A 12701-nucleotide genomic window follows, 5' to 3' on the forward strand; every position below is an offset into this window, starting at 1 on the left:
GTACGGGGTGCCGCCCGGCGGTCAGCCGGCCGGGGGGCCCAGCGACTCCAGGACGCCGGTGCGGTAGACGGTCCCGTTGCAGGTTCCCTCGAGGTGGATGTCCACGGCCGGGCCGCCGGCGGGCGGGGTGTAGCGCAGCACGACGGTGCTGTCGGACGGGTCGGGGTCGGGGTCCGAGGTGCCGCCGGAGGGGCCGGAGCCACCGTTGCCGGGGGTGCCGTTCCCGTTGCCGTTGCTGCCGCCGCCCGGGGAGCCGTCGTCGCCCCCGTCGCCCCCGCCGCCGTTCCCGATGCCGTTCCCCGCGCTCGGCTGGTCGACGCCCGGGGACTCGCCGCCCGGACCGCCGTCCGCGCCACCGCTGCCCGAACCGTCCGAGCCACCGGCGCCCGCGGCACCGCCCTCCAGCTCGGAGACCGGATCCGGGGCGGCGCCGGCGTTCGTGCTCAGCCCTGTGGGGTCGGCCTGCACGGCACACACGGTGCTCAGCGCGCTGCCGCCGCTGGGCACCCACGCGAACCGCACCTCATACGCCTCGCCCGGCGGCAGCACCAGCTCGGCGACCGCCTGATCGGGGGTGGGCAGCCCGGTCGCCCGGTCGCCCTCGGCCCGGTCGGCGATCTGGACGTCGCCCGCCGTACCGCCGAGGGCCGGCAGGACGGCGAGGTCGTCGGCCGAGCCGCTGACCCGGCAGGGCTCGGCGGACACGTTCGCGACGCGGATGGTGCCGTACACCTTGCCCTGCGCGTCGGGCTGTTCGGTCACCGCGCTCGCGGCGCCGAGCTGACCGGCCGAGCAGCGCGGGGAGTCGATGCCGGTGATCTCGCCCTCGTACGGCGCGCCGGTCTCGGCGACGGCGCCGCTCGTCCCGTCCGGCTGGTGGGCCTGCCCGTCGTCGCTCCCGTGATACTCGCCGCCCAGCGGGGGTTCACCGATCCCGTCGTACGCCTCGGCGCCGCCGTCCGCGCCGCCCGAGGGCACCGGCTCGCCCTCGGCGGTGCTCTCCCCCGCGAGCCCGGTCGCCTGGTCGTTGCCGCGCCGCCCGCCGTTTCCCGTCGCCTCCAGGACGGCGGGGGCTCCGATGGCCAGGACGCCGACGGCGGCCACGGTGCTCAGCAGCAGCTGGCGCCGGCGGCGGCGCCGGGTCGCGATGCCCTCCCGCAGCGCCTCCAGCGAGACATCGGGGACCGGGATGACGCCGACCGCGTCGTGCAGCAGGCGGCGCAGCGTCTCCTCGTCGGAGAGCTGGCCGGGGCTGTCGGGGATGTCGATGCCTTCGGGCAGGGCGGGGAGGTCGCAGTCGTCACCGGAACGGCCCTTGCCCCCGGAACGGGACCCGGCACCGGAAGCGGAGCCTGTACCGGCCCCGCCGTCCGCCCCTTCCCGGCCGCCGCCACCCCTGCCGCCGGGTTCTCGTTCCTCCCGCGGATCCGGATCGCGGTCGGTCATCGGGCCGCCTCCATGGCGACCCGCAGCGCGGCGATGCCCCGCGAACCGTACGCCTTCACCGATCCGGCCGAGATCCCCAGCGTGCTGGCGACCTCGGCCTCCGTCATGTCCGCGAAGTAGCGCAGCACCAGCACCTCGCGCTGGCGGCGCTGGAGCCCGCGCATCGCCTGGATCAGCTCGGCGCGCTCCAGTTGCTCGTACGCGCCCTCCTCCGCGCTCGCCATGTTCGGCATCGGCTTGGAGAGCAGCTTCATCCCCAGGATGCGGCGGCGCAGCGTGGAGCGGGAGAGGTTGACGACGGTCTGCCGCAGATACGCGAGCGTCTTCTCCTGGTCGCGCACCCGGCCGCGCGCCGAGTGGACGCGGATGAACGCCTCCTGGACGACGTCCTCGCAGGAGGCGATGTCGTCGAGCAGCAGCGCGGCGAGGCCGAGCAGCGAGCGGTAGTGCGCCCGGTAGGTCTCGGTGAGGTGGTCCGTGGTGGTGCCCTCAGCCATGACGGCGTCCGCGTCCTGGGCCGCGCGCCGGGACGCCGGGGCACAGGCGCCGGACGTGGCGGCCGGGGGCGGGCCGGAGGCGGCGGCCGGCAGCGGCGCGATCACGGGCATCCCTCCGGTGGCCCCGCCGGCTTCGTGCTCCGGATCCCTGGGGCGCGCGAGACGTGGAGGTGCCATTGCGGTGAATTCCAGGACCTCTGCCACGCCAGTTGGACACTCTCTCCCCCGCGAAGGTTGTACGGCGCGGGTGGGTTTCTGAATGAGTCACATCGGCTCACACCTACCGCCTACCCTGAAATGCCCGTGTCGTGCAGCGCCACGACGGCCCTCGCGCGAGGGTACGAAAGACGCTCCCCGCACCGCGCCAGGTTCCGTCAGCGGGTGCGGGGAGTTGAAATCGTCCCCCGGGGGATTGGTCCGGATCAAGCGATCCGGACCTACGAATTGGTCACGGGAGCTTCACATCCCGCCAATCTCGTTCAAATGGTCATGCATGACCCGGGTTGTCGTCCGTCAGCGGCCGGTGCCCCCGTACACCACGGCCTCGTCCGACTCGCTGTCGAGCCCGAACGCCGTGTGGACGGCGCGGACCGCCGGGTTCACATCGTCCTCGCGGGTGACGACCGAGATGCGGATCTCGGAGGTCGAGATCAGCTCGATGTTCACGCCGGCGTTCGACAGCGCCTCGAAGAAGTGCGCCGTGACACCCGGGTTGGTCTTCATGCCGGCCCCGACGAGCGAGATCTTCGCGATCTGGTCGTCGTAGCGCAGCGCGTCGAACCCGATGTCGGGACGCCGCTTCTCCAGTGCCGTGATGGCCGAACGGCCCTCGTCCTTGGGCAGGGTGAACGAGATGTCCGTCAGCCCGGTGGAGGCGGCGGACACGTTCTGCACCACCATGTCGAGGTTCAGTTCCGCGTCGGCGAGCGCGCGGAAGATCTTCGCCGCCTCGCCCGGCTTGTCGGGCACACCGACGACCGTGACCTTGGCCTCGGACGTGTCGTGCGCGACCCCAGAGATGATCGCCTGTTCCATCGACTGCTCCCCTTGTCCTTCCCTGTGTGCGGGATGCTCCTGCGGCGGCTCGCTGCTGACCCAGGTGCCCTTGAGACCCGAGAAGGACGACCGTACGTGAATCGGGATGTTGTAGCGGCGCGCGTACTCCACACAGCGGTGCAGCAGCACCTTCGAACCGGAGCTGGCCAGCTCCAGCATGTCCTCGAAGGAGATCCATTCGATCTTGCGGGCCTTGGACACGACGCGCGGGTCGGCGGTGAACACGCCGTCCACGTCCGTGTAGATCTCGCACACCTCGGCGTCGAGCGCCGCGGCGAGCGCGACCGCCGTGGTGTCGGAACCGCCACGCCCGAGCGTGGTGATGTCCTTCTTGTCCTGGGAGACACCCTGGAAACCGGCGACGATGGCGATGTTGCCGTCGTCGACGGAGGAACGGATGCGGCCCGGAGTCACATCGATGATGCGGGCCTTGTTGTGAACGGAGTCGGTGATGACACCGGCCTGGCTGCCGGTGAAGGACTGCGCCTCGTGCCCGAGCGCTTTGATCGCCATGGCCAGCAGCGCCATGGAGATGCGCTCGCCGGCGGTCAGCAGCATGTCCATCTCACGTCCGGAGGGGACGGGGGACACCTCACCCGCGAGATCGATCAGCTCATCCGTCGTGTCACCCATCGCCGAGACCACGACGACCACCTGGTGGCCGTTCTTCTTGGCTTCGACGACTCGCTTGGCGACGCGCTTGATGCCCTGGGCATCGGCAACGGAGGAGCCGCCGTACTTCTGCACGACAAGGCCCACGTGTGCTCGCTCCTCGTATCTCTCACGCCGTGATCCGAGCGGGGACCACGGTCTGCTGAAGTCTACCGAGCAGGCGATTTCCGCCCATCCGGTGCCACATCCTGAGACACCGGGCTCATCCAGCGGGAAGCCCTGCCCGCCAAGGGAAATCGCACACGAAATACGTCCGAAACGTAACGCAGCTCACACGGACGGTCGCCGTCCGGTGGGGGCGCGTGAGCGGTGCGCGCCGGGCGGGCCGCCGCCGCGTCACTTCAGCAGGTGGGAGTGCAGATAGGCCGCCACATCGGCCAGCGAGCCGCCGGAGGAAACGATTCTGCGCTGCCGGGCCGCCCACGAGCCGTTCTCCCGCAGCTCCGCCAGCAACCCAGTGACCAGGGCGAGATCCCCCGCGTCCGCGAGCGCGGGCGTGACGTGTTTGAGCAGCTTCTCCGTCCAGGACCAGGCCGGTACCGGATGCCCGGTGAACACGTCCACGGCGTCCCCCTCCATCCCGTACCGCGCCGCCTGCCAATGCGCGGCGGCCAGCAGCTGATCCGATACGGCGGGCGGCGCCGCGCCCGCCTCCGACTCCTCCAGGCAGGTGGCGACCAGACCACGGGTCAGCGCGGCGAGCAGCACGGCGGTGTCGCCGGTGGGGCACACATCGGCGACCCGCACCTCGATGGTGGGCACGAACTCGGACGGGCGGGCGAACCAGTACGCCATCTTCCGGTCGAGAATCACCCCGGAGGCGACCAGCCCGTCCAGCACCGCGTCGTACGCGGGCGCGTCGGCGAACAGCGGGGCGGGACCGGCGACCGGCATGTAGCCCCACCACACGGAGCGGAAGCTGGAGTAGCCGGTGTCCTGCCCGAGGGAGAACGGCGAGTTCCCGGCGAGGGCCTGGAGCGCCGGTAACCAGGGCCGCAGATGGTTGCTCATGCGGACCGCGTGCTCCCGGTCGGGGATGCCGATGTGGATGTGCATGCCGCAGGTCATGTGCCCGAAGCGCAGCGCGCCGTACTTCTCGTAGATCCGGCGGTACCGCGGGCCCGCGGTCGGTGGCGAGGGCGCGGCCGGGAGCAGTTCGGTGGCGACCGGCACCACGGCGCACCCCACGGACTCGGCCGCCGCCGCGGCGGCGGAGCGCAGGGAGCGGAGGTCTTCGGCGAGCAGCCGCAGATCGCTGTGCGGCTCGGTGGCCGTCTCGATGACGGACTGGGAGGTCTCCGGCTTCAGCCGCTCGGCCGGACCCGCGGCGGCGTCGGCCGCGATGACCTCTTCGGCCACCGGCATCGCCTCCCCGGTCGACGGGTCGGCCAACAAGAACTCTTCCTCAACACCCACGGTGAGCGGTTCCATTGCTGGATGCTCCCCAACCGCCGGGACCGTGAATCCCGGCGGGGCGGCGGCTCCACGGGGAGCCCGCCGACGGTGTACGGGCGGGTTCGGTTCAGTGCAGCCCGTGGGCGGCGAGGGTCGCGTCCAGCAGGCCGCTCTGGACTGCCGGGGTGTAGGTGTCCGGGTCCCCGGCGGCGAGGGCGGCGGCGCCCTCGACCGTCGAGACGAGCGCGTCCATGACGGTGATGACCCGCTCCGGCGGCCAGTCGGGGGCGGCGGCGGTGACCAGCCGGGTGACGCGCTGCCGCCAGGCCCGGTGGTGCGCGCGGTGCAGCGCGGTCAGTTCGTCGTCGCCGACGGCCGCCGCCAGGAAGCCGGTCCACACGACGCTCTCGCGCCGGCCCGGGGCGTCCAGGGAGAGGCCGTGCCGCAGCACGTCGCGCAGCGCGGCGCGCGGCGTGGGGGCGGCGGCCTCGGCGGCCTCGGCGCGGGCGCGGGTGCGTTCGTGCATCAGGCGGCGGGCGTGCAGGAGCAGGGCGCGGCGGTGCGGGAAGCGGTGCATGACGAGCCCGGTGGTGCAGCCCGCGGCGGTGGCGACGGCGCGGATGGTGAGGCGTTCCAGGCCCTGGTGGGCGAGGACGTCGTAGACGGCCCGGGAGAGGCGTTCGTCGGCGTCGCCGTCGGCCGGTCGTGACATGGGTCTCGCCCTCGGAGTCTGGGAAGGCTGGCGTAACGCTTGTTACCGTAACAGCTGTTACGGCGGAGGGAACGCGATGCGCTGGACGATCGAGGACATGGCCTGGGAGGACCCCGAGGGGGCCGCCCTGCGCGCCGGGCAACGGGCCGAGCTGAACGCCCGGTACGGGTGCGAGGACCACGAACCGGGCGCCGCGCCCTCCGCCGCCGACATCGATGTGTTCCTGGTCGCCCGGGACCGGGTGACGGGGGCGGCGCTGGCCTGCGGGGCGCTGCGGCGGCTGGACGCGGGCAGCGCGGAGGTGAAGCGGATGTACGTCGCTCCCGGAGCGCGGGGCACGGGGGTGGCCACGGCCGTCCTGCGTGCGCTGGAGGCGGCGGCGGTGGAGCGTGGCTGGGCGACGCTGCGGCTGGAGACCGGGACCCTGCAGCCGGACGCCGAACGCTTCTACCGGCGTGAGGGCTACCGGGAGATCCCGCTGTTCGGCGCGTACATCGGCTCACCGATCTCGGTGTGTTACGAGCGGGTTCTCGCATGAAAAGCTTTCCCCATGCATGACTCGTTGCGAAAAATGATCGGTCTGGCAGGAGTACTTCTGGGGGTCGGGCTGGCGTTCTGGCTCTTCTTCGGGGCGCCGAACGGCTGGTCGGGCGACATGCGGTACGTCAGGTTCGCGCTCGGCCTCGGGGCCTACGCGCTGATCCACGCCGGGGTGGTCCTCAGCTACCCCGACGAGCTGAAGCCGGGGCATTCGGCGGCGGACCGGGAGGAGAAGGGCCGCACGGCCTGACGACGGGCGGGCGACCGGGCGGGCGATCCGCCCCTCGCCCCGTACCGGCGGGGAAAATCGGGGAACGGACCGCCGCGCAGCGACAACTCCAGCCATACGATGATGAGATGACCACCGCCAGGCAGGCATCCATCGGCGGCCCCGGCTCGCGCTTCGGGCACCGGGCCGCCGCCGTGCAGTGCTGGCTCAGCGCGCTGGTCCTGACCGGACTGCAGATCACCGGCCAACTCGGCCTGGGGTGGTGGCACGCGGTCATCACCATCGGAGTGTCCGTGTTGCTGGTGCTGTTGGGCCTGGCGATCTGGTCCTCGGCCGCCGAGCAGAAGCTGGACACCGAGCGACTGCGGCGGGCGGGGCGGCCGGCCGTCGCGGAGGTCCTCGACGTGGAGGTGAACGAGGACTCCGAAGGCGTGCCCAATATCGTGGTGCTGGAACTGCGGATCAGCGGTACGGATGTGCCGGAGTTCGTGGCCTCCTACCGTGCCGACCGCGAACCCCACTTCCGGACCGGAGCGCGCTTCCACGCCGTGGTCGACCCGTCCGACAACCTGTTCACTCTCCGACCGCTCTGAGCGCCCGCGTCACGGCGCGGACAGCGCCGCGTCAGCCGGCGTCAGGTGCGCGGTTGCGGGCGCAGACCCAGCGGGGCGGCGATCTCGGCGGCCATCACCCGGCCCGCCTGACGCTCCAGGTCGCCCTCCGCCGTCTCGGCCGCCTCGCTGTCGGTGTCCAGACCGTCCAGCTCGGCCAGCGGCGTGTCCAGCCGTACGTGCGCCACCAGGGACTGGAGCGCGCGCAGGGCGGCGCTCGCCGTCGGGCCCCAGTTGGACAGGTAGGAGAACTGCCACCACCACAGCGCCTCGCTGACCCGGCCGGCCCGGTAGTGGGCCATGCCGTGCCGCAGGTCGGTCATGACGTCGGCGAGATCGTCGGAGATCCGGCTCGGCACCGGCATGCTGCGGGGCACGTACGGGTCGAAGACCTCCGAGTAGACGTCGACGGGCGCGAGGAGCAGAGCGAGGCGTTCCCGCAGCTCGTCCATGTCGGGCTCCGGGCCGGTGTCCGGCTCGTACCGCTCCTCGGGAACGATGTCCTCGTGCGCGCCGAGACGGCCGCCGGCGAGCAGCAGTTGCGAAATCTGGAGCAGCAGGTACGGTACGGCGGCGTCCGGATCGTCGCCCTTGGCGACCTCCGCCACCGCGACCGTGAAGCTCTCGATCTGGTCGGCGATCTGTACGGCGAAGGCGTCGGGCCCCTCGGGGCCACCGGCCCCACCGATATCACCGGTCCCGCTACTGAGGGTGTTGGCTTGGGCGTGGACGGTGGACGTCATGCGATCGCCTCCCCAGCGACAGCTCCCCTGGCGTTACACATCGAGCAACCGCCTTCCCTCGAAGGCTCGTCCCAAAGTGACCTCGTCGGCGTACTCCAAGTCTCCCCCCACCGGCAGCCCACTGGCCAGCCGGGTGACTTTGAGCCCCAGCGTGCTGACCATCCGAGCCAGGTAGGTGGCGGTCGCCTCGCCCTCCAGATTGGGGTCGGTCGCCAGGATCAGCTCCGTGACCGTGCCATCGGCGAGGCGGGCGAGCAGTTCCCTGATCCGCAGATCGTCGGGGCCCACGCCCTCAATGGGGCTGATGGCGCCGCCCAGCACGTGGTAGCGGCCCCGGAACTCGCGGGTGCGCTCGATGGCCACCACGTCCTTGGCCTCCTCCACCACGCAGATGACGGCGCGGTCGCGGCGCGGATCCTGGCAGACCCGGCAGTGCTCCTGCTGCGCGACATTGCCGCACAGGGCGCAGAAGCGGACCTTCTCCTTCACCTCGGTCAGCGCGTGCGCGAGCCGCCGTACGTCGGTGGGCTCGGCCTGAAGGATGTGAAAGGCGATCCGCTGGGCGCTCTTGGGACCGACACCGGGCAGCCTGCCCAGCTCGTCGATCAGGTCCTGGACCACGCCTTCGTACACGAGATGCCTTATGCCTTCCGCTGGTTCCTGCGGATGAGGCTAGTTGCCGGTGCGCCGCAGGGCTAGAGAAACCGAGGTACTGGGGGGCCTAGAACGGCAGTCCGGGGATTCCGCTGCCGCCGCCGAGGCTCTGGGCGAGCGGGCCGAGCTTGGCCTGGGCCAGCGCCTGCGCCGCGTTGTTGGCGTCGCGGATGGCGGCGACCACGAGATCGGCGAGGGTCTCGGTGTCCTCGGGGTCCACGGCCTTCGGGTCGATCTCCAGGCTCTTCAGCTCACCGGCACCGGTGACCGTCGCCTTCACCAGGCCGCCGCCCGCGCTGCCCTGCACCGGAGTGCCGGCCAGCTCCTCCTGGGCCGCCGCGAGGTCCTGCTGCATCTTCTGGGCCTGCTGCAGCAGCTGCTGCATGTCGGCCCCACCACCACCGGGAAACACGGGCGATCACTCCTGGCTCGTCGGCAACGTTTCTTTCTTCGCTGTCCTGTCCGAGCCTACGGGCTCACGCCGCCGGGGTCTCATTCGTGGTGGAACTCCTCGATGACCGTCGCGCCCAGCTCGCGCATGATCAGCTCGTGGCCGGAGAGCGAGGAGCTGCCGGGATCACGGTCGTCGGGCTCCGGCAGGTCCTCCTCGGGCGCCGGCGGCGGAGGCGGGGGCGGCGCGGCGGCGGGTGAGGGCTCGGGGGTGGGGGGTACGGGCGGGGGGGCGGAGACAGGGGCGGTGGCGGAGGCGGGTGCGGCGGCGGGCGGGGGTGGCGGGGCCTGCGGGGCCGGGCCCGGCGGGAGGGGGCGGGTCACGGCGGGGGCCGGCGTACCGCCGATTCCGCCGTCGATGACGGTGTCGATCTTCCACTGCACGTGGAAGACCTCGCTGAGGGTCTGCCGCAGCACTTCCTCGCTGCCGCTGCCGAGGAAGCTGTCCCGGGCGCCGACAGTGGCGAAGCCGAGCTGGAGGGTGGTGCCGTCGAACCCGGCGACGTGAGCGTTCTGGCTCAGCAGAATCCAGCTGAACCGCCGCCGCCCCTTCACCGCGTCGAGGATGTCCCCCCACATGCTCTGCACCCGGCCCAGATCCGCGCCCCCGCCGGGGGCGGGAGCGGCGGCCGGAGCGGGAGCGGGTGCGGCGGGAGCCGGTGCGGGTGCCGGGGCAGGCGTGGGAGCCGCAGCGGCGGGCGCGGTGGGTGCGACGGTGGGCCACGCGCCGGGCCGCGGGCCGTCCCCCTGGGCGGGTGCGGCGGTGGGAGGCGTCGCGGGTGCGGCGGTGGGCCAGGCCCCGGGACGGGGCCCCGAGGGGGCGGGAGGCGGCGCCTGGGGCGCCGGAGCGGCCGACGCCTGCGGGGCCGGGGGCTGCGGGGCCGGGGGCTGCGGTGCCGGGGGCTGCGGTGCCGGGGGCTGCGGTGCGACGGCCTGCGGTGCGGGAGCGGGCGGGGCAGGAGCGGCCTGCGGTGCGGGCACGGCGGCCGGCGGAGCCTGCGCGGCGGCGGCCCCGGCGGGCGGCCCGAGCCTCTCCAGACGCTCCACCCGGGACTGCAGCGCCCGCTCGTCGTTCCCGTACGCGGCGGGCAGCAGCACCCGGGCGCAGATCAGCTCCAGCTGCAACCGGGGCGAGGTGGCGCCCCGCATCTCCGTCAACCCGGCGTTGACAAGATCGGCGGCGCGGCTCAGTTCGGCGGCGCCCAGCTCACGCGCCTGCCCCAGCAACCGCTCCAGCACATCCGCCGGGGCGTCGATCAGCCCCTTGTCGGCGGCGTCGGGCACCGCGGCCAGGATCAGCAGGTCCCGCAGCCGCTCCAGCAGATCCGCGACGAACCGCCGCGGATCGTGCCCGCCCTCGATGACCCGGTCCACCACGTCGAACGCGGCGGCCCCGTCCCCCCGGGAGAACGCCTCCACCACGGAGTCCAGCAGCGCCCCGTCCGTGTAGCCGAGCAGCGCGGTGGCCATGTCGTACGTCACACCGCCCTCCCCCGCACCGGCGAGCAGCTGGTCCATGACGGACATGGAGTCCCGTACGGACCCGGCCCCGGCCCGCACCACCAGCGGCAGCACCGTGCCCTCGACGGGGATGGCCTCCTGCTCGCAGACCTGCCCCAGGTACTCGCGCAGGGTGCCGGGCGGCACGAGCCGGAACGGATAGTGATGCGTGCGCGACCGGATGGTGCCGATGACCTTCTCGGGCTCGGTGGTCGCGAAGATGAACTTCAGATGCTCGGGCGGCTCTTCGACCACCTTCAGCAGGGCGTTGAAGCCCGCCGGGGTGACCATGTGCGCCTCGTCGACGATATAGATCTTGTACCGGCTGGACGCCGGCCCGAAGAACGCCTTCTCCCGCAGCTCCCGCGCGTCGTCCACACCACCGTGCGAGGCGGCGTCGATCTCGATCACATCGATCGACCCGGGGCCGTTGCGCGCCAGGTCACGACAGGACTGGCACTCCCCGCACGGGGTGGGCGTGGGGCCCTGTTCACAGTTGAGACAGCGAGCGAGGATACGCGCGCTCGTCGTCTTGCCGCAGCCGCGCGGGCCGCTGAAGAGGTAGGCGTGGTTGACCCGGTTGTTCCGCAGCGCCTGCTGCAGGGGGTCGGTCACATGCTCCTGCCCGATGACCTCGGCGAAGGTCTCGGGACGATAGCGGCGGTACAGCGCGAGAGACGACACAACCCCGACGATAACGGCCACCACTGACAAGGGCCCCCCACGCACCCACCAGAGCCCGCCTACCCTTGCTGCCTTCCGGCCCTGGGGGAGTTCAGCGAGATAGCGCCACGTGAGGGGCTGACGCCAGCCTACCCGATCGGAACCCCTCCCCGCCCCCACCCCCAGCTGGTCGCGACCACCCCTCCGCGTCTTGTATTGTTTCCGGCGGAGGATTCGCCTAGTGGCCTAGGGCGCACGCTTGGAAAGCGTGTTGGGTTCACACCCTCACGAGTTCGAATCTCGTATCCTCCGCCCAGCCTTCACCGGGCTGTACTGAAGGGCCCCACCGTTCGCGGTGGGGCCCTTCGACGTTCTCCCCGACCCCGTTGTCCTGGTTTCTGTCCACAGCGGGTGTCTCCGGAGTCGTCCCCGGCAGGGAACGCGCCCGCACACCCGCCTACTTCCTTTCACGCCAGATGACCGCCAGGACTCAGCCCTTGGGACTGCGCCCGGAACGACGGCTCCCATCTCCGGGAGCCCGGCCACCGGCTTCAGCACCCCCACGGGTCAACAGGGAGCAGCACGGATCTGGAGCGCGATGCGCAGGTGGACGGCCAACTGGTGGAGCGGCTGTACACAGTGGGCGACGAGAACGTCCCCGTGGCCGTCGACGCGGCGCGGCTCACAGGTGTCCGGGACGCCGGCGCGGTGGCCCTTGCGCCCCTCGACCGGCCATCCGGTCCGGGATGGCCACGCCCGTGCGTGACGCGGATGGCGGGACGTTCCCGGAGAGGGGACGTGGATGGACGTGACGTTGTTGCCATGTCGCGCTTGCGCTGAGTTCGCCGTCAGGCGGCGCCACTTCGCCGGCACGGTCGGCGGTCAGTAGTGGTAGCGGGCCTGGACGATCTTCACTTCTTTGTCATCGGTCCGGTAGACAAGCCGGTGTTCGTCATTGATCCGGCGCGACCGGTAACCCGTGAGGTCGCCCTTCAGCGGCTCCGGTTTGCCGATGCCCTCGAAGCGGGTGAGCTGAATCTCAGCGATGAGACGAGTGATCCGCCGGGCCGTCTTCCTGTCCGACGCGAGCCGGAACAGGAAATCGTCCCAGGCAGCGGGGGCGAAGTTGACGTCCCTCACTCCTCTCCTCCGGCCATGTCCCGAAGCTCGTCGATCGTCCTCGCAACTCCGGTCTCGCCCGCCCTGTCCCGGGCGATCGCCTCCATGAGGCGCCGGGCATTGGCGGGGGAGCGCAGAAGATGGATGGTCTCCTGCCAGGAGTCGTCATCATCGGCGGACATCAGGACGGCGTCCCCGGCCTTGGACGTGATCCGCACCGGGTCGTGGTCGGTGTTGACGCGTTCGATGAGGGGAAACAGGCTCTTTCTGGCTTCACCGGCACTGATACTCATGCTCCGCCTCCCTGACTTGACGCTACGAAAAATCGGTGCCGCACTGGTACCACCTTCTGGTACCAGAGCAGTCTTCCCGAGGCTCATCAGGGCTGGATCATCGGGATTCTCTCGCCCCGTG

At 71.8% G+C, this 12701-nt stretch carries 14 protein-coding genes, 1 tRNA gene and 1 other RNA gene; 4 read left to right on the forward strand and 12 right to left on the reverse strand.

The window, feature by feature from the left end; all coding sequences use genetic code 11:
• Positions 1-21: 21 nt before the first annotated feature.
• From ACTFAP_RS13110 to ACTFAP_RS13130, 5 genes are all read right to left on the reverse strand, one after another.
• The gene (locus tag ACTFAP_RS13110) at positions 22-1446 is read right to left on the reverse strand and encodes a hypothetical protein (protein ID WP_500469154.1); all 1425 of its coding nucleotides are present in this window, start codon (positions 1444-1446) and stop codon (positions 22-24) included.
• Positions 1443-2147 carry a SigE family RNA polymerase sigma factor gene (locus ACTFAP_RS13115; protein WP_495684696.1) on the reverse strand — a complete coding sequence of 235 codons (705 nt, stop codon included), beginning with the start codon at positions 2145-2147 and terminating at the stop codon, positions 1443-1445. Before ACTFAP_RS13115 ends, ACTFAP_RS13110 begins: the two co-directional genes overlap by 4 nt.
• 309 nt (positions 2148-2456) lie before the next feature.
• Positions 2457-3758, reverse strand: a complete 1302-nt coding sequence (locus ACTFAP_RS13120) for an aspartate kinase (RefSeq protein WP_030735506.1) — start codon at positions 3756-3758, stop codon at positions 2457-2459.
• Between the two features lie 249 nt (positions 3759-4007).
• Positions 4008-5087 (reverse strand): carboxylate-amine ligase, encoded by a 1080-nt coding sequence (locus ACTFAP_RS13125; protein ID WP_500469155.1) that lies wholly within the window; start codon positions 5085-5087, stop codon positions 4008-4010.
• Between the two features lie 106 nt (positions 5088-5193).
• Positions 5194-5778, reverse strand: coding sequence for a TetR family transcriptional regulator C-terminal domain-containing protein (locus ACTFAP_RS13130; protein WP_500469156.1), 585 nt, complete (start codon positions 5776-5778; stop codon positions 5194-5196).
• Between the two features lie 76 nt (positions 5779-5854).
• On the opposite strand from ACTFAP_RS13130, the gene ACTFAP_RS13135 reads away from it, so the two are divergent.
• From ACTFAP_RS13135 to ACTFAP_RS13145, 3 genes are all read left to right on the forward strand, one after another.
• Positions 5855-6316, forward strand: coding sequence for a GNAT family N-acetyltransferase (locus ACTFAP_RS13135; RefSeq protein ID WP_500469157.1), 462 nt, complete (start codon positions 5855-5857; stop codon positions 6314-6316).
• 12 nt (positions 6317-6328) lie between these two features.
• Positions 6329-6568 (forward strand): hypothetical protein, encoded by a 240-nt coding sequence (locus tag ACTFAP_RS13140; RefSeq protein ID WP_390118205.1) that lies wholly within the window; start codon positions 6329-6331, stop codon positions 6566-6568.
• A 107-nt stretch (positions 6569-6675) separates the two neighbouring features.
• Positions 6676-7140, forward strand: a complete 465-nt coding sequence (locus ACTFAP_RS13145) for a hypothetical protein (RefSeq protein WP_500469158.1) — start codon at positions 6676-6678, stop codon at positions 7138-7140.
• Positions 7141-7181: 41 nt separating this feature from the next.
• Here ACTFAP_RS13145 and ACTFAP_RS13150 read toward each other — a convergent pair whose 3' ends face one another.
• The 5 genes from ACTFAP_RS13150 to ffs all read right to left on the reverse strand — a co-directional run bounded on the left by ACTFAP_RS13150 (position 7182) and on the right by ffs (position 11310).
• Positions 7182-7901, reverse strand: a complete 720-nt coding sequence (locus ACTFAP_RS13150; RefSeq protein ID WP_390118199.1) for a DUF5063 domain-containing protein — start codon at positions 7899-7901, stop codon at positions 7182-7184.
• Positions 7902-7934: 33 nt separating this feature from the next.
• Positions 7935-8534, reverse strand: a complete 600-nt coding sequence (gene recR, locus ACTFAP_RS13155) for a recombination mediator RecR (protein ID WP_376047719.1) — start codon at positions 8532-8534, stop codon at positions 7935-7937.
• A gap of 88 nt (positions 8535-8622) precedes the next feature.
• A complete protein-coding gene (locus ACTFAP_RS13160; RefSeq protein WP_376047722.1) occupies positions 8623-8967 on the reverse strand; it encodes a YbaB/EbfC family nucleoid-associated protein in 345 nt (114 codons plus the stop codon).
• Positions 8968-9047: 80 nt separating this feature from the next.
• Positions 9048-11189, reverse strand: a complete 2142-nt coding sequence (locus ACTFAP_RS13165) for a DNA polymerase III subunit gamma and tau (RefSeq protein ID WP_500469159.1) — start codon at positions 11187-11189, stop codon at positions 9048-9050.
• A 26-nt stretch (positions 11190-11215) separates the two neighbouring features.
• Positions 11216-11310, reverse strand: an RNA gene (ffs, locus tag ACTFAP_RS13170) — signal recognition particle sRNA small type.
• 85 nt (positions 11311-11395) lie between these two features.
• On the opposite strand from ffs, the gene ACTFAP_RS13175 reads away from it, so the two are divergent.
• Positions 11396-11480, forward strand: a tRNA-Ser gene (locus ACTFAP_RS13175).
• A 570-nt stretch (positions 11481-12050) separates the two neighbouring features.
• On the opposite strand, the gene ACTFAP_RS13180 is transcribed toward ACTFAP_RS13175, so the two are convergent.
• Entirely contained in the window at positions 12051-12308 is a 258-nt protein-coding gene (locus ACTFAP_RS13180; protein ID WP_500469160.1) for a Txe/YoeB family addiction module toxin, read from the reverse strand.
• Complete coding sequence (locus ACTFAP_RS13185; protein ID WP_500469161.1) at positions 12305-12580, reverse strand: type II toxin-antitoxin system Phd/YefM family antitoxin; 276 nt, start codon at positions 12578-12580, stop codon at positions 12305-12307. The genes ACTFAP_RS13180 and ACTFAP_RS13185 overlap by 4 nt, the downstream gene beginning before the upstream one ends.
• Positions 12581-12701: the final 121 nt, after the last annotated feature.

This window comes from Streptomyces sp. PH9007, assembly GCF_059813725.1.